The organism is Streptomyces poriferorum, from assembly GCF_019399235.1.
Lineage (GTDB): Bacteria > Actinomycetota > Actinomycetes > Streptomycetales > Streptomycetaceae > Streptomyces > Streptomyces poriferorum.
In genome coordinates this window covers 1-20,875 of record NZ_JAELVH010000111.1, presented here as the reverse complement: position 1 = coordinate 20,875, position 20,875 = coordinate 1, and the positions used below count along the sequence as shown (strand labels likewise).

General features: G+C 70.7%; 18 protein-coding genes. 15 read left to right on the top strand and 3 right to left on the bottom strand.

Annotated features, from left to right (window positions below; all coding sequences use genetic code 11):
* Positions 1–78: 78 nt before the first annotated feature.
* Genes JGS39_RS20040 through JGS39_RS20015 form a run of 6 tightly spaced genes read left to right on the top strand, consistent with a single transcriptional unit; the run spans position 79 to position 6,013 of the window.
* Positions 79–537, top strand: a complete 459-nt coding sequence (locus JGS39_RS20040; protein ID WP_219570559.1) for an urease subunit beta — start codon at positions 79–81, stop codon at positions 535–537.
* Entirely contained in the window at positions 537–2,261 is a 1,725-nt protein-coding gene (gene ureC / locus JGS39_RS20035; RefSeq protein WP_219570558.1) for an urease subunit alpha, read from the top strand. Before JGS39_RS20040 ends, ureC begins: the two co-directional genes overlap by 1 nt.
* Before the next feature lie 5 nt (positions 2,262–2,266).
* Positions 2,267–3,019 (top strand): urease accessory protein UreF, encoded by a 753-nt coding sequence (locus JGS39_RS20030; RefSeq protein WP_219570557.1) that lies wholly within the window; start codon positions 2,267–2,269, stop codon positions 3,017–3,019.
* A 32-nt stretch (positions 3,020–3,051) separates the two neighbouring features.
* Positions 3,052–3,672, top strand: coding sequence for an urease accessory protein UreG (gene ureG, locus JGS39_RS20025; RefSeq protein WP_219570556.1), 621 nt, complete (start codon positions 3,052–3,054; stop codon positions 3,670–3,672).
* Between the two features lies 1 nt (position 3,673).
* Complete coding sequence (locus JGS39_RS20020) at positions 3,674–4,633, top strand: urease accessory protein UreD (RefSeq protein ID WP_219570555.1); 960 nt, start codon at positions 3,674–3,676, stop codon at positions 4,631–4,633.
* A 30-nt stretch (positions 4,634–4,663) separates the two neighbouring features.
* Positions 4,664–6,013 (top strand): ammonium transporter, encoded by a 1,350-nt coding sequence (locus tag JGS39_RS20015; RefSeq protein ID WP_219570554.1) that lies wholly within the window; start codon positions 4,664–4,666, stop codon positions 6,011–6,013.
* Here the strand turns inward: JGS39_RS20015 and JGS39_RS20010 are convergent.
* Positions 5,976–7,421, bottom strand: coding sequence for a lipase maturation factor family protein (locus JGS39_RS20010; RefSeq protein WP_219570553.1), 1,446 nt, complete (start codon positions 7,419–7,421; stop codon positions 5,976–5,978). The genes JGS39_RS20015 and JGS39_RS20010 overlap by 38 nt on opposite strands.
* Before the next feature lie 219 nt (positions 7,422–7,640).
* On the opposite strand from JGS39_RS20010, the gene JGS39_RS20005 reads away from it, so the two are divergent.
* Entirely contained in the window at positions 7,641–8,849 is a 1,209-nt protein-coding gene (locus JGS39_RS20005) for a DUF6777 domain-containing protein (RefSeq protein WP_219570552.1), read from the top strand.
* A gap of 33 nt (positions 8,850–8,882) precedes the next feature.
* Here the strand turns inward: JGS39_RS20005 and JGS39_RS20000 are convergent, their stop codons facing one another.
* On the bottom strand, positions 8,883–10,316 hold the full coding sequence (locus JGS39_RS20000; RefSeq protein WP_219570551.1) for a carotenoid oxygenase family protein: 1,434 nt from the start codon (positions 10,314–10,316) through the stop codon (positions 8,883–8,885).
* A gap of 195 nt (positions 10,317–10,511) precedes the next feature.
* Between JGS39_RS20000 and JGS39_RS19995 the strand changes: the two genes are divergently transcribed.
* Entirely contained in the window at positions 10,512–11,108 is a 597-nt protein-coding gene (locus JGS39_RS19995) for a hypothetical protein (protein WP_306084134.1), read from the top strand.
* Between the two features lie 124 nt (positions 11,109–11,232).
* Positions 11,233–12,285 (top strand): chitinase, encoded by a 1,053-nt coding sequence (locus tag JGS39_RS19990; protein ID WP_219570550.1) that lies wholly within the window; start codon positions 11,233–11,235, stop codon positions 12,283–12,285.
* A gap of 66 nt (positions 12,286–12,351) precedes the next feature.
* On the opposite strand, the gene JGS39_RS19985 is transcribed toward JGS39_RS19990, so the two are convergent.
* Positions 12,352–13,719: an FAD-dependent oxidoreductase gene (locus JGS39_RS19985; RefSeq protein ID WP_219570549.1), complete on the bottom strand. Its 1,368-nt coding sequence runs from the start codon at positions 13,717–13,719 to the stop codon at positions 12,352–12,354.
* 285 nt (positions 13,720–14,004) lie between these two features.
* Between JGS39_RS19985 and JGS39_RS19980 the strand changes: the two genes are divergently transcribed.
* The 6 genes from JGS39_RS19980 to JGS39_RS19955 all read left to right on the top strand — a co-directional run bounded on the left by JGS39_RS19980 (position 14,005) and on the right by JGS39_RS19955 (position 20,786).
* Positions 14,005–16,071: a SpoIIE family protein phosphatase gene (locus JGS39_RS19980; protein ID WP_219570548.1), complete on the top strand. Its 2,067-nt coding sequence runs from the start codon at positions 14,005–14,007 to the stop codon at positions 16,069–16,071.
* 143 nt (positions 16,072–16,214) lie between these two features.
* Complete coding sequence (locus JGS39_RS19975) at positions 16,215–17,615, top strand: wax ester/triacylglycerol synthase family O-acyltransferase (RefSeq protein WP_219570547.1); 1,401 nt, start codon at positions 16,215–16,217, stop codon at positions 17,613–17,615.
* A gap of 120 nt (positions 17,616–17,735) precedes the next feature.
* Complete coding sequence (locus JGS39_RS19970) at positions 17,736–18,719, top strand: aldo/keto reductase (RefSeq protein WP_219570560.1); 984 nt, start codon at positions 17,736–17,738, stop codon at positions 18,717–18,719.
* A gap of 1 nt (position 18,720) precedes the next feature.
* On the top strand, positions 18,721–19,032 hold the full coding sequence (locus tag JGS39_RS19965; protein ID WP_219570546.1) for an L-rhamnose mutarotase: 312 nt from the start codon (positions 18,721–18,723) through the stop codon (positions 19,030–19,032).
* A gap of 1 nt (position 19,033) precedes the next feature.
* Positions 19,034–19,891, top strand: coding sequence for an amidohydrolase family protein (locus JGS39_RS19960; RefSeq protein ID WP_219570545.1), 858 nt, complete (start codon positions 19,034–19,036; stop codon positions 19,889–19,891).
* 34 nt (positions 19,892–19,925) lie between these two features.
* The gene (locus JGS39_RS19955) at positions 19,926–20,786 is read left to right on the top strand and encodes an Fpg/Nei family DNA glycosylase (RefSeq protein WP_219570544.1); all 861 of its coding nucleotides are present in this window, start codon (positions 19,926–19,928) and stop codon (positions 20,784–20,786) included.
* Positions 20,787–20,875: the final 89 nt, after the last annotated feature.

The window sequence follows — 20,875 nt, the reverse complement described above, 5'->3', positions numbered from 1 at the left end:
CGGCCCCGGCCCCGGCCCCCTGCACACGCACCGCCACCCGTCCGCCCCTGGCGCGGACCGAGTCATCAGGAGCATCGCATGACGTTCCGTCAGAAGTATCTGTACGGCAAGGGCCCCATCGAGCTCAACGCGGGCCGCCGCACGGTGAAGCTCACCGTGAGCAACACCGGTGACCGCGCCGTTCAGGTCGGTTCCCACTACCACTTCTTCGAGGTCAACTCGGCCTTGTCGTTCGACCGCCAGAAGGCGCTCGGCATGCACCTCAACATCGCCGCCGGCACCTCCGTGCGGATCGAGGCGGGCGGCTCGCGCGAGGTGGAGCTCTGCGCGTACGGCGGCACCGGGCGTCTGGTCGGCTTCAGCGGACTGCTCAACGGCAGCCTCTCCTCCCACCCCGCCCGCGTCGAGGCCGTCCGCAGGGCCATCGAGCAGGGGTTCGAGGGAGCGCAGGGCGCCCCTGACGCCAAGCCCAAGCGCGCCACCAAGGAATCCAAGGGCTCCAAGGCCACCAACGAAAAGAAGAAGGGTTCGCGCTGATGCCCATCCTGCCCCGCAAGCAGTACACCGACATGTTCGGGCCGACGGTCGGCGACCGGTTCCACCTCGCCGACACCAACCTCATCGTCGAGGTCGAGAAGGACTACAGCGAGGGCCAGTACGGCGACGAGGTCCTCTACGGCGGCGGCAAGACCATGCGCGACGGCATGGCCTCGGACCCGCAGGCCACCGCTGCCCAGGGCGCACTGGACACCGTCATCACCAACGTGGTCGTCATCGACCCGATGGTCGGCGTCGTCAAGTGCGACATCGGCATCAAGGACGGCTTCATCGTCGGCATCGGCAAGTCCGGCAACCCGCAGACGCAGAACAGCGTCGACCCGGACCTGGTCATCGGGCCGGGCACGGAAGCCATCGCGGGCGAGCACCTCATCGCCACCGCGGGTGCCATCGACACCCACGTCCACCTGATCGCCCCGCAACAGGCCGAGCAGGCGCTGACCAACGGCATCACCACGCTGATCGGCGGTGGCACCGGTCCTTCGGACGGTTCCAACGGCACCACCTGCACCCCGGGCCCGTACAACATCGGCAAGCTGCTCCAGGCCGCCGAGACCATGCCGGTCAACCTCGGCATCATGGGCAAGGGCAACGGCAGCCTGCCGGAGGCGCTCAACGAGCAGGTCGTCGCCGGTGCCTGCGGGCTCAAGGTGCACGAGGACTGGGGCGCGACCCCGGCCGTCATCGACAACGCGCTGAACGTCGCCGACCGGTACGACGTCCAGGTCTCCATCCACACGGACAGCCTGAACGAGGGCGGCTTCTTCGAGGACACCCGCTCCGCGATCGACGGCCGGGCCATCCACACCTTCCACAGCGAGGGCGCGGGCGGCGGTCACGCACCCGACATCCTGCGCATCGCCGGCGAGCCGAACGTCCTGCCGTCGTCCACCAACCCGACGCTGCCGTACACGGTGAACTCGGTGGACGAACTCCTCGACATGGTCATGGTCTGTCACCACCTCAGCCATGACATCCCCGAAGACGTGTCCTTCGCCGACAGCCGGGTCCGGGCCGAGACGATCGCCGCCGAGTCGGTGCTGCACGACCTCGGCGTGATCAGCATCTTCTCCTCCGACTCCCAGGCCATGGGCCGCATCGGTGAGTCCGTCACCCGCGCCTTCCAGACCGCGCACCACTGCAAGGACAAGCTGGGCACGCTGGAGGGCGACTCGGCCCGCAACGACAACCAGCGGGTGCTGCGCTACCTCGCCAAGGTCACCATCAACCCGGCCATCGCCTCCGGCATCTCCGACCATGTGGGATCGATCGAGAAGGGCAAGCTCGCCGACATCGTGCTCTGGCCGATCCACTCCTTCGGCGCCAAGCCGAAGATGGTGATCAAGGGCGGCATCATCTCCTGGGCGCAGATGGGCGACCCCAACGCCTCGCTGCCGACCCCGCAGCCCGTCATCTACCGGCCGATGTTCGGCCAGTACGGCAAGGCGATGCAGGCGACCCACGCCACCTTCATGTCCCAGGCGGGCATCGCCGCCGGGGTACCGGCCGAACTCGGCCTGGAACGCACGGTCCTGCCGGTGCGCCGCACCCGCACCATCGGCAAGCACAACATGGTCCGCAACGACGCCCTGCCCGACATCAAGGTCGACCCGGAGACGTTCAAGGTCACGCTCAACGGCAAGGTCGCCACCATCGACCCGGCCGAGAAGCTGCCCCTCAACCACCTCTACTTCCTGGTCTAGGGCCGATGTACCGCGATGAGGGCGACACCGTCAAGGACACCGTGGCCGCGGTGAACGGGTCCGGTACGGCTACGGGTCTGGGACCGCTGATGGTCAGCCTCCAGCTGACCGACTCCGCGTTCCCCAGCGGCTTCTACACGCTGTCGCACAGCCTTGAGGGCTTCGCGCAGGCCGGGGCCGTCGACTCCGGCAGTCTGCCGCTCCTGCTGGAGGACCTGCTGCTGCACGGTGTCGGTCCCGCCGATGCCACCGCGCTCGCCCTCGCCCACCGCGCGACGGCGGCCGGTGACCCGGCGGCCGTCGTCCGGATCGACGAGCATCTCCTGGCCACCAAACTGGGCCGGGAGATGCGCCAGGCCGCCACCCGGACCGGGCGCCAGCTGCTGGACCTGGGCCAGGAGGTCTTCGGCCGGCCGGAGATCGGCGACTACTTCGACCGGGTCGTACGGCGTGAGGCACCCGGAACGCAGGCGGTGGCCGCGGGAGTCATCTACGCGGCGACGGGCGTTCCGGTCCGGCAGGCCGTCGCCGCGGACCTGTTCGCCTTCTGCGTCAGCTTCGCGGGCGCCGCCCTGCGGCTGCGGCTGACCGACCACCGCACGACTCAGACCCTGATCCGGGGCGCCGCACCCGTCATCGAGAAGACCGTCGAGGCCGCGCTGCGGCGCGAGCTCGACGACGTCGGCGCCACCGTCTTCGCCTCGGACATCATGTCGGGCCGTCATGAACGCGCCGAGGCACGGCTCTTCGCCAGCTGAAATCCACCCCGAACCACACAGGGAGCAGCACCATGGACGACAACGTACTGCGGGTCGGCATCGGCGGACCGGTCGGATCCGGCAAGACCGCGCTCATCGAGGCGTTGGTTCCGATGCTGATCGAACGCGGTCACCGCCCCGCCGTCATCACCAACGACATCTACACGCAGGAGGACGCCCAGCACGTCCGCCGCACGCTGGCCGGCGTCCTCGAACCCGAGCGGGTCGTCGGTGTCGAGACGGGGGCCTGTCCGCACACCGCCGTGCGCGACGACCCCACGATGAACCTGGCGGCCGGCGCGGAGATGCTGGAGCGCTTCCCGGACACCGACACGCTGCTCTACGAGTCCGGCGGCGACAACCTGACGCTGACCTTCAGCCCGGCGCTCGTGGACCTCTTCATCTTCGTCCTGGACACGGCGGAGGGCGAGAAGATGCCTCGCAAGCGCGGACCCGGCATCACCGACTCCGACCTTCTCGTCATCAACAAGATCGACATCGCGAAGTACGTGCGCACGGACATCAACGTGATGGAGTCCGACGCACACCGGGTACGCGACAACCGCCCCGTCGTCCTCACCGACTGCCTCACCGGCCAAGGCATCGACGACATCGCGGTGTACCTCGAATCGCGCCGCAAGGTGCTGATCTGACATGCCGCTCGCCCCGTACCGGCCCCGTGCCGACCGGCTCGCCGAGAAGTACTACACCGCGGTCCGCGTCCCCCCGGAGGTGGCGGCCCTGGCCTCCGTGCCGGACACGCTCGCTCCGGGCTCCCCGGCCAAGGTCGGCATCCTCGACCTGGCCTTCGCCGTACGGGGCGAGCGCACCGAACTCGTCGAGCGCTACCAGAAGACCCCCCTGCAGATCATGCGGCCGCTGTGGATCGACCCCGAACTGCCCGGCATGAGCTACGTCTACATGATGGCGACCGGCGGCGGAATCGCCCAGGCCGACCGCTACCGGATGGACTTCCGCTGCGGCCCGGACACCCAGGTCCACCTGACCACCCAGGCCGCCACCAAGGTCTTCCGGATGGAACACGACTACGCGAGCCAGCGGGTCCATCTGACGGCGGAGGCCGGGAGCTATGTCGAGTACCTGCCCGACCCGCTGATCCCGTTCAAGGACGCCCGCTTCTACCAGCGGACCGAGGTCGTCGTGGCCCCGGGCGCCACCGTCGTCGTCGGTGACACGCTCACCGCGGGACGGCTCGCCCGCGGTGAACGGCACGCCTACCGGGTGCTCGCCACCGACCTGCACATCAGCCGCCCCGACGGCACGCTGCTCGCCGTGGACACCCTGCGCCTGGCTCCCGGACGAAGCGGCGGGGAAGTCCTGGGGCCGGGCGTGTTCGCCGGTCACGACCACGTCGCCTCACTGTTCGCCGTGACCGACCGTGTCCCCGCCACCGAACTCGCCGACGCCCTGCACGGCGCGCTCGCGGAACTCGGGGTCCTGTACGGGGTGAGCGTCCTGCCCCGGGACTGCGGAGCGTGGGTGCGGGTGCTGGACGACAGCCCGATCCGGACCGCCGCCGCGCACGAGGCCGTCCGCCAGGCCGTCCGCCGCCTGCTCACCGGCCATCCGGCCCCCGACCTGCGCAAGCCCTGACCCCCCACCGACCCACACGAGGATCCGCCGATGAACACCGCTCCCGCGCCGATGCCGGCCGCGTACGACTCCGGGGACACCGCCTGGCTCCTCGCCGCCACCGCCATGGTGCTGTTGATGACGCCGGGGCTCGCCTTCTTCTACGGCGGCATGGTGCGCACCCGCCATGTGCTCATGATGATCAAGATGAGCTTCGCCGCGCTGGCGTTCGGCACCCTCGTCTGGTGGGTCATCGGATACACGCTGGCGTTCGGACCCGATGTCGGCGGCGCCGGACTCATCGGGAACCTCGACCACGTGTTCATGCACGACATCGAGCTGAACACGCTGACCGGGGCGATTCCCACCTACGTCTACAGCACCTTCCAGATGGGATTCGCCATCATCACGGTGGCGCTGGTCAGCGGATCGATCGCGGACCGCGCCACGATGAAGGGGTGGCTCGTCTTCGTCGTGCTGTGGCTGCTCATCGTCTACATCCCCATCGCGCACTGGGTGTTCGACACGGACGGCTGGATCGTCAAGCATCTCGGCGCACTCGACTTCGCCGGCGGTCTGCCGGTGGAACTCAACTCGGGCGTCGCCGGTCTGGCCGTCGCCCTCGTGCTGCGCGCGCCGCGGGACTTCGCCCGCCGCGAGGAGCGCCCCAACAACATTCCGCTCGTGGTCATCGGAGTGGGCCTCCTCTGGTTCGGCTGGTTCGGCTTCAACTCCGGTTCCGCGCTGACCGACCAGGGCACCGCCGCCGCGGCCTTCATCAACACCCAGCTCGGGGCCGCCGGAGCCATGGTCACCTGGCCGCTGGTGGAGAAGTGGCGCACCGGCAACGTCACCACCATGGGCGTCGTCTCGTCCGCCGTCGCCGGCATGGTCGCCATCACCCCGGCCTGCGGTGAGATCGACACGCTCGGCGCGGTCATCACCGGTCTCGTCGTCGGCGCGGTCTGCGCCTTCGCGATCACGCTCAAGTTCCGCTTCAACGTGGACGACACGCTCGACGTGGTCGGCGTGCACGGCGTCGGTGGGCTGATCGGCCTGATCATGGTAGGCCTCTTCGCCACCGCGCGCATCAGCGGCAAGGAGGGTCTCTTCTACGGAGGAGGCTGGGGGCTGCTCGGCAAGCAGCTCGTCGCCATCGTCTCCGTGATCGCCTTCTCGTTCATCCTCACCTGGCTCATCGCCAAGGCCGTGGACCTGACCGTCGGATTCCGTGCCAGGGAGGAGTACGCCACCGTCCCCGGCGAGGAGGAGGAGCGCGCGTACGACTTCCAGACCGCCGAGCGCCTCGGCGCCCTGGTCTCCGGCAAGCCGGCCTCCGAGGACGACGAACTCGTCAAGCAGATCAGCTCGTTGCTGCGCTCCCGCGAGGGCGGCCGGTAGCCGGGCCCGGCGGGGTGGGGCGCAGGAACTCGCGCACGTAGGTGCGGTGCCACCAGCACCCGGTGGCCCGCAGTTCGCGCCAGGTCGTGTACCGGTAGCGGTACACCCTGGCGCGGACGTGCGCCGGCGGCTCACCCGGGAACGGGTTGTGCCGCAGCAGCCGCAGCGTGTCCCGGTCGTTCTCCAGCAGCCGCTCCACGAACGGCCCGAACCAGGGGCGGGCGTACGCGGGCGAGAGCGCCGCGAACCACATCATCCAGTCGAGCCGCAGATGGTACGGGGCGAACTGGCGCGGCAGCCGGTGCGGATCGCCGGGCTTGCCCCGGAAGCCGTACTCCCGCCAGACCGTGCCCGGGTGGATCACCGGCTCGTCGGTGCCCTCGACCACCACCTCCATCCGGACACGGCTGATGCTGCCGAAGGCGCCGTACGTGTTGACCAGGTGCAGCGGGTCGAAGGAGCGGTTCATGATCTGCTGGCGCGAGATGAGGTTGCGGGCCGGGCGGTAGCTGAGGACCACGACCAGGGCCGTGACGACGATGACCACCACCTCGTACCAGAGCGGCGCACCGGCCTGCGCGGGCGGCTCGGCGACCGGGGTCCAGTCCACGGCCGACAGGGCGAGGGCGATCGTCAGCCAGTTGAGCCAGGCGAAGTTGCCCGACAGCACCAGCCACAGCTGCGTGAGGATCATCAACCCCGCGGCCACGCCCGCCACGGGCTGCGGGGTGAAGAGCAGCACCGGCACGAGGAGTTGGGTCACATGGTTGGCCGCGACCTCGGCCCGGTGCAGGGGGCGGGGGAGGTGGTGGAAGAACCAGCTCAGCGGGCCCGGCATCGGCTGGGTCTCGTGGTGGAAGTACAGACACGTCAGCTTGCGCCAGCACGCGTCACCGCGGATCTTGATCAGCCCGGCGCCGAACTCCACCCGGAACAGCACCCAGCGCAGCAGCCACAGAACGAGCACCGGCGGCGCCGTGTGCGCGTTGCCGAGGAAGACGGCGAGGAACCCCGTCTCCAGGAGCAGCGACTCCCAGCCGAAGCCGTACCACGTACTGCCTACCTGCACGATCGACAGGTACAGCGCCCAGGGCAGGGCCCACAGGACCATCGCCCCCCACAGGGGTACGAAACGGTCCGCGCCCGCCAGCAGCGCGACGGCGAGCACGCAGCCGGACCAGGCGACCACGGCGAAGAACCGGTCGGAGTAGTGCAGGCGGAACAGGCCCGGGGCGGTTCGCCAGTCCGTACGGCGCAGGAGCTCGGGAGCGGGCAGCATGCCTCGCTCGCCGATCAGCGCCCGGAACTGGAGCGCGGCGGTGAGGAAGGCGGTCAGATAGATGACGGCCAGGGCCTTCTGGAAGAGGAGCCGGCCGAGCCAGTACCCGTCTGCGGTGAACCAGTCCATCGCTTCCAGTATCGGCCCGTCGCTTCTCGGCGTCCCGGTCCCTGCCTCCGTTCACGCGATCCGGCACGGCCCGGGTCCCGGGCGTCACCCGAACGGAGCACCGGGCTCGGTGCGGAAGCCCGGCGCACGCCCCACCGCCCCGGCTTGCGGGGGAGAGGGAACTGCGGCAGACATGAGGGGACCCATCCCGGGACCGGTGACCAGGCAGGAGACTCCTTCGTGCGCGCACCGATACGCATGCGCCGAGCCGTGCTCGCCGTACTGTCCGCCGGAATCCTCGTCACCGCGGGCTGCTCCCGGCAGGCCGGGGACAGCGGCGGGCAGGGCACCGAAGGAACGGCCGACGCCGATGAGCTGCTCCTCCAGCAGGCCGCCGCGCAGGGCCCCGACCCCTTCACCCGGTCCACGGTGGAACCGGCCGGCGCCGCGCCGGCCACACCCCGCACCGCCCCACCGCGTACGCCCGCGCCCGGCGACGAGGGCCCGCGCACTCTTCCCGGTTCGACCCCCGGCCTCTACGGCGGCACCCGCTCCGTCGCCGCCTGCGATGTCGGACAGCAGATCCGCTTCCTCGCCGCCGACCCGGCCAGGGAGAAGGCCTTCGCGCAGGCCGCGGGGGTGGACCGGGCCGGCGTCCCCGAGTTCCTGCGCGGCCTGACGCCCGTGGTCCTGCGTGCCGACACCCGGGTGGGCAGCCACGGCTTCCGCGCGGGCTCCGCCACCGCCTTCCAGTCCGTGCTGCAGGCCGGCACCGCCGTGCTGGTGGACGACCGTGGCCTCCCGCGCGTCCGCTGCGCCTGCGGCAACCCGCTGAGCCGGCCCGCCGGGGGAGGAGCGGCGCACGGCGGCCGGGGCGAGCCGTGGGCGGGCTACGACCCGGCGCGGACCGTCGTCGTCGCACCCGCCGCGAAGGCCGTCACGGACCTGGTCATCGTCGACGCGGACCACAACAGCTGGATGGAGCGTCCGGTCGGGGACGAGGGCGCCCGTGACCGCACCCCCGAGGTGCCGCCGCCCTACGCCCCCGGCACCGACATCACCGGCCCGCTGCCCGACGCGCCTCCGGCGAAGACGAAGGAACCGAAGGCGCCGAAGAAGCCGACGCCGTCGCACTCCACCCCCGGGCGAGGGGACTGCCCTACGCCCGGCGAGCCGACACCGCCCGGCGAGGCGGTCGCGGCGACGGAGGGGCCGACCGGTGCGCCGACGAACTGCCCGACGCCGACCGGTGCGCCCTCGGACGGTGCCACCGACGGGTACCCCGAACCGTTCCCCGGGCTCCCGACGGACGAGCCGACCGGGACTCCCGCCGACCCGGACGAGCCGCCGGGCCTGGTGCCGCCCATGACGGACGAACCGCAGACGGCCATCGAGTTGCCCTGGCAGGAGGGCGACTCCGTGGGCATCTCCGAGCCCGTAGAGGGGTAGCGGTCGTACCCGGAAGCCGGTGGAGCCCGTACCTCACTCCTGAGTCGGCAGCCAGTTGCCGTGCAGCCCCAACGGCACCCGCACCGGGATCCGCACCCGGGCGACCGGGCCGGACGCGGGGTCCTCGGCGGGGATCACGAGCAGCCAGCTGCTGTCGTCGGTACGGTCGGTGGCGTACGTCAACCAGTGGCCGCCCTCGCCCGGCGCGGTGCCCGGTGAGGGCGCGAACACCGGTTCGCCGACAGACAGATCCCCGGCCTGCCACACCGCACTCGTACCCGACGCGTCCCTTCCGTCGTACCAGCGCAGCGCGTCGAACTCGCCCGGGAGCAGATCCGGGTTGCCGGAGTCCGCGGCCACGGCCAGCTGTCGGTGCCGGCGGCCGATCAGACGGTCGTCCGTGCGGGGAAGCTCCATCCTGGCGTCGTCCAGCACCGTCCGGTGCATCGTGCCGGCCACGGGATCGATGACCGCGCGGACCAGACCGGCGGTGTTGGGCGCCTGTGCGGGGTCCGGCGCGCCCATGGAGAGGCGGGACCACTGCACGTAGTCCAGCACCACATCACCGCCCTCGGGTCCGGTGTCGTACGCGTTGACCGTGTGCCACAGCCAGAAGGCCTCGTCCGAAGCCCACCGCACCGGGCCGCCGTCGCGGGGGACGAGGGCCACGCGGGTGCCGCGCTCCGGCCGCCAGTCGATCATGGATCCACCACTCATCGCGGCGGCGATGTCGAAGAACACCGGCGCCAGCACGATCACCAGGAACCTGGCGGTGAGTGCCATGTCGTGGATCATCATCGGTTCGTCGAGTCCGTCGATCGTCGTGGGACCGCGGGCGACGGAGCCATCGGGGGCGATGGCCGACCAGGTGAGGTAGGGGGGCTCCAGGCCGTAGCAGAAGACCAGCATCTCGCCGGTGAGCGGGTCGATCTTCGGGTGTGCGGTGATGCCCGCCGGCAGTGCCCCGCCGAACGTCTCCTTGCCGGCCGTCTCCAGTTCCGGCGTGATCCGGAAGGGGCAGTCGGATTCGGCGAGTGCCAGTAGCCGTCCGGCGTGGCGGACCACGTTGATGTCCGGCAGGTCGCGGAACGTTCCGGCCAACTCCGGTTCCACATCCGGGACCTGAGGCATGATCATCGATTCGATACCGCCCCACAGTGCCCGTCCCGCACGCTCCTCGGCCAGTACGGCGGGTGTGCGGACGAAACGGTTGCGGTACCGGGCCCGGCCGCCGGAGATCCACACCCCGTGCAGCATTCCGTCCCCGTCGATCGGGTAGAGGAATGAACCGATGGGGCTGAAGCGGGGGTTGGGGCCATTGCGCAGGAAGAGTCCGTCGAGCTCGTCCGGCAGTTCGCCCGTCACCTGGAGTCGGGCCTCGTCGACCTCGTCGGTCACCGGGGCGAAACGGCCGGACAGATGGACGACGCGGGACGGGTCGAAGGCCTGCTGGGCATGTGTGGCCATCGTGGCCTCCCTTTGGCGGGCGTGTGCGCACCCGAATGCGTGCCGTGCCGATCCTTCATTGAATCTCCGGCCCGCAGCCGCGGCAACGCGGGCCCGGGGGTACGGAGATGCGGCTGCGGAGATGCGGAGGGAGGGTGCCGGCTTCACCATGGAGGAAGCGGCAGAGTGCCGCGGGACATGCTCCGGAGGTGTCCGGTGGCCCCAGCCAATTCCGGGCGGCGGACCGGGAATCTGTTCTTCGCGTTCGCCCCGTGGATCATCTTCGATGTCATCGCATCCCCCAGTACCTGGGAGTATGCGGCGCTGGCCGGTCTCGTCGCAGCTGTCGTACTCAACCTCCCCGACATGCGCCGGGGTTCGTTCAAGGTGCTGGAGGTCACCGGCATCGTCTTCTTCGCCGTACTCAGCGTCCTGGCGCTCTTCCTCGACCGCCAGGACCTCTTCTGGGTCGAGCGGTACGCGCAGGTGCTGTCCAGCTCGGTGGTCGCGGTGGTGGCACTCGGATCGCTGGCGTTCGTCCCGTTCACCGAGCAGTACGCGCGGGAGACCACGCCCCGTGAGGTGTGGGGCTCGCCCGTCTTCCGGCAGGTGAACCGGGTGCTGACGCTGGTCTGGGGCGGGGTCTTCGTCGCCACGGCGCTGCTGGGACTGGTCGCGGTGCACACGTCGTCCGGTGCCGACTGGTTCAACTGGATCATCCCCGTCGTCCTGCTGGTCCTGGCGGTCCGGTTCACGGAGCGCTATCCGGACCGGGTGCGCGAACGGTCCCGGGGCGTACCTGTCGGCCGGTGAACGGACAAGCCGACACCTTTGGTCCAGACCTATTGACGGAAGGTCTGGACCACTTTACGTTGAGCGCAGGCGTGGTCCCGTAGTGAATTGTCAGGGACATGCTAATCAGGGAAGGGAGTCCGTCATGTTCGGTCGCACCTCACGGCTGCTGGGAGCCGGCCTCGCGGCGGCGTGCATCGTACAGATGCTGGTCGCGGCCACACCGAGCTCCGCGCAGGAGGACACCTGCGCGGTCAAGTCGAAGCCGTCGGGCAAGGTGCTCCAGGGGTACTGGGAGAACTGGGATGGCGCGTCCAACGGTGTGCACCCGCCCCTGGGCTGGATCCCGGTCACCGACAGCCGTATCCCGCAGCACGGCTACAACGTGATCAACGCGGCCTTCCCGGTGATTCTTTCGGACGGCACCGTCCTGTGGGAGGACGGGATGGACTCGACCGTGAAGGTCCCGACGCCCGCCGAGATGTGTCAGGCGAAGGCCTCCGGACTCACCACCCTGATGTCCATCGGTGGCGCGGCCGCGGGCATCGACCTCAGCTCCGGCGCCGTCGCCGACCGCTTCGTCGAGACGGTGGTGCCGATCCTGAAGGAGTACAACTTCGACGGCATCGACATCGACATCGAGACCGGCCTGACGGGCAGCGGCAACATCAACCAGCTGTCCGCCTCGCAGGCCAACCTCATCCGCATCATCGACGGCGTGCTCGCGCAGATGCCGTCGAACTTCGGTCTGACCATGGCTCCGGAGACCGCCTACGTCACCGGCGGCAGCATCACGTACGGATCGATCTGGGGCGCCTACCTGCCCATCGTGAAGAAGTACGCGGACAATGGCCGGCTCTGGTGGCTGAACATGCAGTACTACAACGGCAGCATGTACGGCTGCGCGGGCGACTCGTACTCCGCCGGCACCGTCCAGGGGTTCACGGCTCAGACGGACTGTCTCGACAAGGGGCTCGTCATCCAGGGCACCACCATCAAGGTGCCCTACGACAAGCAGGTGCCGGGTCTGCCCGCCCAGCCGGGCGCCGGCGGCGGCCATATGGCGCCGAACCTCGTCGCGCAGGCCTGGAACCACTACAGCGGCAGCCTCAAGGGCCTGATGACCTGGTCGCTGAACTGGGACGGCTCCAAGGGCTGGACCTTCGGCGACAACGTCAAGGCGCTTCAGGGCCGCTGACACCGACGTAACGGCGAAGGCCCCGGGAACACCCGTACGGGTGTTCCCGGGGCCTTCATCGTGGTGTCAGTTGCCGGGCTCCGAGGCGTCCAGCATGGCGTCGCGCTCCACGACCTTGACCCGTTCGCGGCCCTGGGCCCCGCCCAGGGCGCGCTCGTGCGCATCCAGGCGGTACCAGCCCTCACGGGTGGTGTAGCGGACGCCGCGGGACTCCAGGAACTCGGTCACGGCCGCCGGCTCGGGCTGCGCCGGGGCGGGCAGCCGGCCGGTGGTGTGGTCCTCCAGCAGGCAGGCGACCGTCTCGTTGGCGTCACCCTTGGTGTGACCGATCAGGCCGATCGGGCCCCGCTTGATCCAGCCGGTGACGTACACCGACTCCATCGGCTCGCCGCCGGCCAGAACCCGCCCGGCGGCGTGCGGAACCGTGCCGGACGCGACGTCGAAGGGGAGCTTGGGCAGCTCCTGCGAGTAGTAGCCGACCGCGCGGTAGACGCTCTGCACGTCCCAGTCCTTGAACTGGCCGGTGCCCTTCACGTTGCCGGTGCCGTCCAGCTCGGTGCGCTCGGTCCGCAGGCCGACGACGCTGCCGTCCTCGCCGAGGATCTCCACGGGGGACTCGAAGAAGTGCAGGAAGAGCTTGTGCGGCCGGTCGCCGACGTCGCGGATCGCCCAGTTCTCCAGCGTGGAGGCGACCATGTTGGCCTGCTTGTTGCCTCGCCGGGTCTCGATCGAGCCCGCGTCGTAGTCGATGTCCTCGGGGTTGACGATGACCTCGATGTTCGGCGAGTGGTCCAGCTCCCGCAGCTCCATCGGGCTGAACTTGGCCTGGGCGGGACCGCGCCGCCCGAAGACGTGCACCTCCAGCGCCTTGTTGGCCTTCAGGCCGTCGTAGACGTTGGCGGGGATCTCGGTCGGCAGCAGCTCGTCGGCGGTCTTGGCGAGGATGCGGGCGACGTCCAGGGCCACGTTGCCGACGCCCAGGACGGCGACCTTCTCGGCCTCCAGCGGCCAGGTGCGCGCCACGTCCGGGTGACCGTCGTACCAGGAGACGAACTCGGCGGCACCGTGCGAGCCGTCCAGGCCGCTCCCCGGTATGTCGAGGGCGCGGTCGGCGTCGGCGCCGGTGGAGAAGATCACCGCGTCGTAGAAGGTCCGCAGCTCGTCCAGGCCGATGTCGTTCGGGTAGTCGACGTTCCCGAAGAGCCGGATCTGGGGCTTGTCCAGGACCTGGTGCAGCGCCTGCACGATGCCCTTGATCCGCGGATGGTCCGGGGCCACGCCGTACCGGATCAGGCCGAACGGGGCGGGCATCCGCTCGAACAGGTCGATGGAGACGCCCGGGTCGGCGGCGGCATCGGATTTGAGCAGCGCGTCCGCTGCGTAGATTCCGGCGGGGCCGGCTCCGACGATGGCTACGCGGACGGGGCGTGTCATGGCGAGCTGTTCCTTAGGACGAACGAGCAGGAGCGGGGCGGGCCGTGGTAAGGCTTGGCTTACTCCACCCCGACGCACACGTTAGCCGCTGCCTCTGCCCGCTTTCGGGGCGGGTCGGCGTTCTGCGGCGATATCCGGCACCCCGCACCTTTGCCGGACGGGGGAATCCCGCGGAATCTCCGGGAAATCGGCCCGTTCGAGCGGCTCGGAAATGTGTTCCATCGCACGTTCACCTGGTGGACGGCTCACTCGAAGAATCGGACAAATGGTGGCAGAGTGATCCGCATGGATGATCGGGTAGCGGGTGCCCTGTCACTCCCGGACGACTGGCCCGCCCACCCGGACCTCAGTCTCGCCCTGAACCGTATGGGCAGCTTCGACTGGGACCTGGACAGCGGTCTCATGCACATGGAACAGGCGGCCCTCGACGTGTTCGACCTGAGGGCCGACGAGTACGACAACAAGCCGACGACGCTCGGGACGCGGGTGCCGCCGGACGAGGGCGTACGCCTCGACGCCATGGTCACCCAGGCGCTCAAGTCCGGCCGGAAGAACTACGGCGCGTACTTCCGCATTCTGAGGCGCGACGGCACCCTCCAATGGACGCACACCCAGGGCTTCGTCCAGCGCGATGCCACCGGGCGGCCGCGCCGCATCATCGGGATCGTCCGCGACGCCACGCAGGAGCTGGCCGAAGCCACGGCCCGCCACGAGCTGGACGAGGAGCGGCGGCGGCGGACCAGCCTGGTGGAGGCCACCACGGCCGCGCTGGCCCATGCCCGTACCGTCAAGGATGTCATCGACGTGCTCAAGAACTCCCAGGGGCTGGCTCACCTGGGGGCGACCAGCCTGGTCATGGGGCTGATCGAGGCCGGCCGCATCCACCTGGTGGCCGACGGGCCCGAAGGCGCCTTCGTGCCGGGCACCCGGTACACGCGGACGGACGAGCAGTACCCGATGAGCGAGGTCGTGCGCACGCTCGGTCCCCGCTTCATCGAGTCCGCCGAGGACTTCGCGGACTCGTATCCGGTCCTGTGGCCCCACATCAGCCATCTGGGCATCACCTCGGCCGCCTATCTGCCGCTGATCGCCCAGGCCCGCCCCATCGGCGCCCTCGGCCTCCTGTACAGCGACAAGAACGGATTCACCGGCGACGAACGCAATCTGCTGGTCGCCCTCGGTAGCTCCATCGCCCAGAGCCTCCAGCGCGCCATGCTGTACGAACAGGAGCACGACCTCGCCGAGGGCCTCCAGCAGGCGATGCTGCCGCGCCGCATCCCCGATGTCCCGGGAGCGCAGATCGCCGTGCGCTACCGCTCGGCCCGGCTGGGCCGGGACATCGGCGGCGACTGGTACGACGTCATTCCGCTGCCCGGCGGCCGGGTCGGCGCCGTCATCGGGGACGTCCAGGGCCACGACACCCACGCCGCCGCCGTCATGGGCCAGCTGCGCATCGTGCTGCGCGCGTACGCGGCCGAGGGGCACAGCCCCGCCACGGTCATGGCGCGGGCCTCCGTCTTCCTGCACGAGCTGGACACCGACCGCTTCGCGACCTGCACCTACGCCGAGGCCGACCTGACCACCGGGGTGGTGCAGGTGGTCAGGGCCGGCCATGTCGACCCCCTGGTACGCGACGCAGACGGGAGCTGCCGCAAGGTGCTCGTCGAGGGCGGGCTCCCGCTGGGGCTCTCCGCCGAGTTCGGGAGGCTGGAGTACCCGGTCAGCACGGTCGAGCTGGATCCCGGGCAGACCATGGTGCTGTTCACGGACGGCCTGGTCGAGCTGCCGGGCGCCGACCTCGACGAGGGCATGCAACTGCTCACCGCCATGATCAGGAACGGCCCCGAGGACCTCCAGCGGCTGGCCGACCGGCTCTGTGAATCGGTCGACGAACGCGGCGGCGAGGACGATGTGGCGGTGCTGCTGCTGCGCCGCAAGGCCGCCCACGCCCCGCAGCCGGGCGGCCGGCTCCAGCAGCACGTGGGGCAGAACGACCCGGAGGCGCTCAGCTCGGCGCGGCACATGATCCGTGCGGCGGTGCGGGCGTGGGGTGCGAAGGAGCGGGCCGACGAGGTGGAGCTGGCCGCCGACGAGCTGACGACCAACGCCCTGATGCACACCGACGGCGGAGCGATCGTCACCATCCGGGTCCTCACCGGGCCCGAACGGCGTCTGCGCGTCGATGTCGAGGACCGGTCCAGCGCGCTGCCGCGCCGCCGCGACGCGGGTGATGCGGGTGTCTCGGGCCGCGGGCTGATGCTCGTCGACCGGCTGGCGGACGCCTGGGGCGTCGAATCCCGGGGCACCGGCAAATGCGTCTGGTGCGAATTCGTCATCCCGCCACGAGGCTGATTCGCCGAGGGCGCCGCCGTTCCCCGGGAATTGAACACTACTGAAAAGTAACAGAACGTAACATGTCTGTACTTGACCGTAACCGACCGCGCGAGATTGACTGCGGTTTTGTCAGTCTTCGTCATCCATGACATGAGGACCCGTTGGGCACTGAGCTACTGGCACCTCTCGATCTGGCCTTCTGGCACCTCGAGTCCGATGCGCACCCCATGCACCTCGGCGCGCTCGCCGTCTTCGCACCGGACGGCGACCGCCTTCCGGGCCCCGACGCCCTCCTCGAACTGCTCGGCACCCGGGCCGCCGCCATTCCCCGGCTGCGGATGCGGGTGCGTGACGTGCTGCTGCCCGTCGGAGGCGCGGCCTGGTCGGTGGACAAGGACTTCGACGTCCACCGGCACGTCAAGCGGGTGCGGCTGCCCGAGGCGGCGACCGCCGGTGAGGGCGAGGCCGGGTTCATGGCGGCGGCCACCCTGCTCGCGGGCGAACTGATGGAGCAGCCGCTGCGCCGAGGGCTGCCGCCCTGGCAGATGTACCTCATCGAAGGCGCCCCGGACGGCCCCTTCGCCGTGCTCGTCAAGCTCCACCACGCGCTCGCCGACGGAATGCGCGCGGTCGCCATCGGGGCCGGGATCTTCGACGAGATCGCCTCGGCCGCGGGCCGGGGCGGCCCGGGACCCGCGCCCGGCCGGGTCCGCCCCGTGCCGCCGCGCTCCTGGATGCCCGGCCCCCGTCAGGTCGCCGGGCTCGCCCTCGGCCGGATCGAGGACCTCGGCCGCGCCTTCGGTGTCGGGGCCTCGCTCGTACGGGCCAGCCGCCTCGATCTGCGCGGCGCGCCGGCCCTCAGCGCAAGCTCCTCCGGCACCCGGCGCCTCGCCACGGCCGATCTCGACCTCGAAGCCGTGCGGCGGATCCGCCGGGCGGCGGGCGGCACCGGCAACGACGTGCTGCTCGCGGTCGTGGCGGGTGCGCTGCGCCGCTGGATGCTGGAGCGCGGCGAACCGCTGCCCGGCTCCGACCCGCGCGCTCTGGTCCCCGTCTCCCGTCGCCGCCCGGGCGGCACGGCCGCAGCCCACGGCAACCGGCTCTCCGCGTACCTGCTGGGCCTTCCCGTCTCCGAGCCCGACCCCTGGGAGCGGCTGCGGGCCGTCCGCGGTGCCATGGACCGCAACAAGTCCGCCGGGCCGCTGCGCGGGGCCGGAGCGGTCGCCGTCCTCGCCGACCAACTGCCTTCGCTGGCCCACCGCTTCGGTGCGCCGCTGGCCGGGAACGCTGCCCGGATGCTCTTCGACGTGCTCGTCACCAGCGTGCCGCTGCCGCGCTCGGCCCTGTCGCTGGGCGGCTGCCCGCTGCGGGCGCTCTACCCGATGGCGCCGCTGGCCCGCGGTCAGTCGCTGGCCGTCGCACTGACCACGTACGGCGGCACGGTGCAGATCGGCCTGGTGGCCGACGGCAAGGCACTGCCCGACCTGGAGCGGCTGGGGCGCTGCGCCGAGGAGGAGGTGGCCGAACTGCTGACACTGCTGCCCGTGAGCGCCGCCCCATAGATCGGACAGATCGGCGAGCAATTGCCGCCACGGATGTCCTCCGGGGTGTTGACGCGCCCAAGTGATCCGATGAATATTCGCTGTGTGCAGGAAGCGATCTTCGGGGAGGGCGGCGGAAACATGCGGCGCAACAGACTGGGAAACAGCGCGGTCGAGATCACCGAGCTGTCCTTCGGAGCAGCCGCCATCGGCAATCTGTTCAGCGCCGTGGAGCCCGCGCAGGCCGCGGCAGCCGTCGACGCGGCCTGGGACGAGGGCGTGCGCTACTTCGACACAGCGCCGCACTACGGGCTCGGCCTTTCGGAGCGACGGCTCGGCGAGGCGCTGCGCGGCCGGCCCCGCGACGCGTACGTGCTGTCCACCAAAGTGGGGCGGGTGCTCGACCCGCTGCCCGACGGCGGGGCCGCCGCGTCCGAAGCGCTCTCCGAGGGCTTCGCCGTCCGTGCGACGCACCGCAGGCGCTGGGACTTCAGCGCCGCCGGCGTCCGCCGGAGCATCGAGGACAGCCTGGAACGCCTCGGCCTCGACCGCATCGACATCGCCTACCTCCACGACCCCGACGACCACGCGGAAGCCGCCTTCGGCGAGGCCTACCCGGAACTGGAGAAGCTGCGGGCCGAAGGGCTGATCGGGGCCATCGGGGCCGGAATGAACCAGACCGCGATGCTCACCCGCTTCGTCGTCGAGACCGACGTGGACGTGGTGCTCTGCGCCGGCCGCTACACCCTCCTCGACCAGTCCGCCCTGAGTGAACTCCTGCCCGCGGCCGCCGCCCGCGGCCGCGGTGTCGTCGTCGGCGGCGTCTTCAACTCCGGCCTCCTCGCCGACCCGCGGCCCGGCGCGACGTACGACTACGCCGCCGCACCGCTGAACCTCCTGGACCGGGCCCTGCGCCTGAAGGCCGTCACCGAGGGCCACGGCGTGCCGCTGCGCGCCGCCGCCCTGCACTACCCGCTCAGCCACCCGGCGGTCGCCGGTGTGCTCGTCGGCACCCGGTCACCCGACGAGGTGCGCGACGCCGCCGTCCTCCTCCGCCAGGAGATACCCGACGCCCTCTGGGACGACCTTCGCGCCGAGGGCCTGCTGACCGAGAACGGACACTGACATGCGGATCGCCCTGCACACCAAGGTCCGTGCGGACCGGACAGCCGAGTACGACGCCGCGCACCGCGAGGTCCCGGCCGAACTGACCCGGGCGATCCGGGCGGCGGGAGCAGCCTCCTGGACGATCTGGCGCAGCGGCACCGACCTGTTCCACGTCATCGAGTGCGACGACTACGCCCGGCTCCTCGCCGAACTGGAGCAGCTCCCCGTCAACGTCGCGTGGCAGGCCAGGATGGCCGAACTCCTCGACGTCGCGCACGACTACTCGTCGGACGGGGCCGAAGCGGGCCTCCCGGTCGTCTGGGAGCTGTGAGATGACCCGCCGCCCCCGCATCGTCGATGCCCACCACCATGTCTGGGACCTCTCGGTACGCGACCAGGACTGGATCACCGGCGAGGAACTGGCCCCTCTGCGCCGCGACTTCACCCTCGCCGACCTGGAGCCGGAAGCCCGGGCCAACGGCGTGTCCGCGACCGTGCTCGTCCAGACCGTCACACTCCCGGAGGAGACCCCCGAGTTCCTCGCGCTCGCCCACGGCAGCGACCTGGTCGCCGGCATCGTCGGCTGGAGCGATCTCACCGCGCTGGACATCGCCGACACCCTGGCCGCCCTGCGCGAGCTCCCCGGCGGCGACCGCCTCGTCTCGCTCCGCCACCAGGTGCAGGGCGAACCCGACCCCCGGTGGCTGCTGCGCCCTGACGTACAGCGCGGACTGGCCGCCGTGGCCGACGCAGGACTCGTGTACGACCTGGTGGTCCAGCCCCACCAGCTGCCCGCCGCCGTCCGCGCCGCCGAACTGCTGCCAGGGCTCACCTTCGTACTCGACCACGCCGGCAAGCCGCAGATCGCCACCGGGCAGCAGCACCCCTGGGCCGACGACGTGCGGGCGCTCGCCGCCCTCCCCAACACCGTGTGCAAACTCTCCGGCCTGGTCACCGAGGCGGACCCGCACGACTGGACCCTCGAGGACCTGCGCCCGTACGCCGGCACGGTCCTCGACGCCTTCGGGCCCGGCCGGCTGATGTTCGGCTCGGACTGGCCGGTGTGCCGGCTCGCGGCGACGTACACCGAGGTCGTCGAGACCGCGCTCGCACTCCTCGACGGCCTCGCGGACGACGAGCGGGACGCCGTCCTCGCGACCACGGCCGAGCGCGTGTACGGCCTCCGGTAGGCGCCGGGGCGCGGGCTGCGGCAGGCTTGGAACCATGCCCGAACTGCCGGAAGTCGAAGCCCTGCGGGTCTTCCTCGACGACCACCTGGTCGGCAGGGAGATCGACCGTGTCCTGCCGCTCGCCATCAGCGTCCTCAAGACGTACGACCCACCCCTTGCCGCCCTGCACGGCGGTACGGTCACCGGCGTCCGGCGGCACGGCAAGTTCCTCGACATCGCCGTCGGACCTCTGCACCTGGTCACCCACCTCGCCCGGGCCGGCTGGCTGCACTGGAAGGACGGATTTCCCGCCACCCCGCCGCGCCCGGGGAAGGGCCCCCTGGCGTTGCGTACCGTCCTCACCGGCGGCGACGGCTTCGACCTGACCGAGGCCGGGACCACCAAACGCCTCGCCGTGTACCTGGTGAACGATCCGGCCGCCATCCCCGGGGTCGCCCGCCTCGGCCCCGACCCGCTCGACGCGGCCTTCGACCGGGACGCGTTCGCCGCGCTGCTCGAAGGCGAACGCCGCCAGATCAAGGGCGCCCTGCGCGACCAGTCCCTCATCGCCGGTATCGGCAACGCCTACAGCGACGAGATCCTGCACGTCGCCAGGATGTCGCCGTTCAAACTCACCGCGCACCTCACCGACGAGGAGATCACCCGGCTCCATACGGCTCTGCGCACCACCCTGAACGACGCCGTCGCCCGCTCCAGCGGACTGGCGGCCGGGCGCCTCAAGGCCGAGAAGAAGAGCGGCATGCGCGTCCACGGGCGTACCGGTCGGGCCTGCCCGGTCTGTGGGGACACCATCCGTGAGGTGTCCTTCAGCGACTCCTCGCTCCAGTACTGCCCGACCTGTCAGACCGGTGGCAAGCCGCTGGCCGACCGGCGGCTCTCCAAGCTGCTCAAGTAGCGCGCCTCAACGGGTGAGCCGCAGCAGCGGCCGGCCCGCCGCCGTACGCACCTCGAAGCGGGCGATGTCCCGGGGCCGCAGGGCCGCGC

What these genes read in the sequence shown, in the direction of transcription:
- JGS39_RS20020 (WP_219570555.1), top strand. Translation starts at nt 3,674, where the DNA reads ATGCCGCTCGCCCCGTACCGGCCCCGTGCCGACCGGCTCGCCGAGAAG.
- JGS39_RS20040 (WP_219570559.1), top strand. Translation starts at nt 79, where the DNA reads ATGACGTTCCGTCAGAAGTATCTGTACGGCAAGGGCCCCATCGAGCTC.
- JGS39_RS19970 (WP_219570560.1), top strand. Translation starts at nt 17,736, where the DNA reads ATGCGGCGCAACAGACTGGGAAACAGCGCGGTCGAGATCACCGAGCTG.
- JGS39_RS19955 (WP_219570544.1), top strand. Translation starts at nt 19,926, where the DNA reads ATGCCCGAACTGCCGGAAGTCGAAGCCCTGCGGGTCTTCCTCGACGAC.
- JGS39_RS19960 (WP_219570545.1), top strand. Translation starts at nt 19,034, where the DNA reads ATGACCCGCCGCCCCCGCATCGTCGATGCCCACCACCATGTCTGGGAC.
- JGS39_RS19965 (WP_219570546.1), top strand. Translation starts at nt 18,721, where the DNA reads ATGCGGATCGCCCTGCACACCAAGGTCCGTGCGGACCGGACAGCCGAG.
- JGS39_RS19980 (WP_219570548.1), top strand. Translation starts at nt 14,005, where the DNA reads ATGGATGATCGGGTAGCGGGTGCCCTGTCACTCCCGGACGACTGGCCC.
- JGS39_RS19990 (WP_219570550.1), top strand. Translation starts at nt 11,233, where the DNA reads ATGTTCGGTCGCACCTCACGGCTGCTGGGAGCCGGCCTCGCGGCGGCG.
- JGS39_RS20010 (WP_219570553.1), bottom strand. Translation starts at nt 7,421, where the DNA reads ATGGACTGGTTCACCGCAGACGGGTACTGGCTCGGCCGGCTCCTCTTC.
- ureG (WP_219570556.1), top strand. Translation starts at nt 3,052, where the DNA reads ATGGACGACAACGTACTGCGGGTCGGCATCGGCGGACCGGTCGGATCC.
- JGS39_RS20030 (WP_219570557.1), top strand. Translation starts at nt 2,267, where the DNA reads ATGTACCGCGATGAGGGCGACACCGTCAAGGACACCGTGGCCGCGGTG.
- JGS39_RS20015 (WP_219570554.1), top strand. Translation starts at nt 4,664, where the DNA reads ATGAACACCGCTCCCGCGCCGATGCCGGCCGCGTACGACTCCGGGGAC.
- JGS39_RS19985 (WP_219570549.1), bottom strand. Translation starts at nt 13,719, where the DNA reads ATGACACGCCCCGTCCGCGTAGCCATCGTCGGAGCCGGCCCCGCCGGA.
- ureC (WP_219570558.1), top strand. Translation starts at nt 537, where the DNA reads ATGCCCATCCTGCCCCGCAAGCAGTACACCGACATGTTCGGGCCGACG.
- JGS39_RS20000 (WP_219570551.1), bottom strand. Translation starts at nt 10,316, where the DNA reads ATGGCCACACATGCCCAGCAGGCCTTCGACCCGTCCCGCGTCGTCCAT.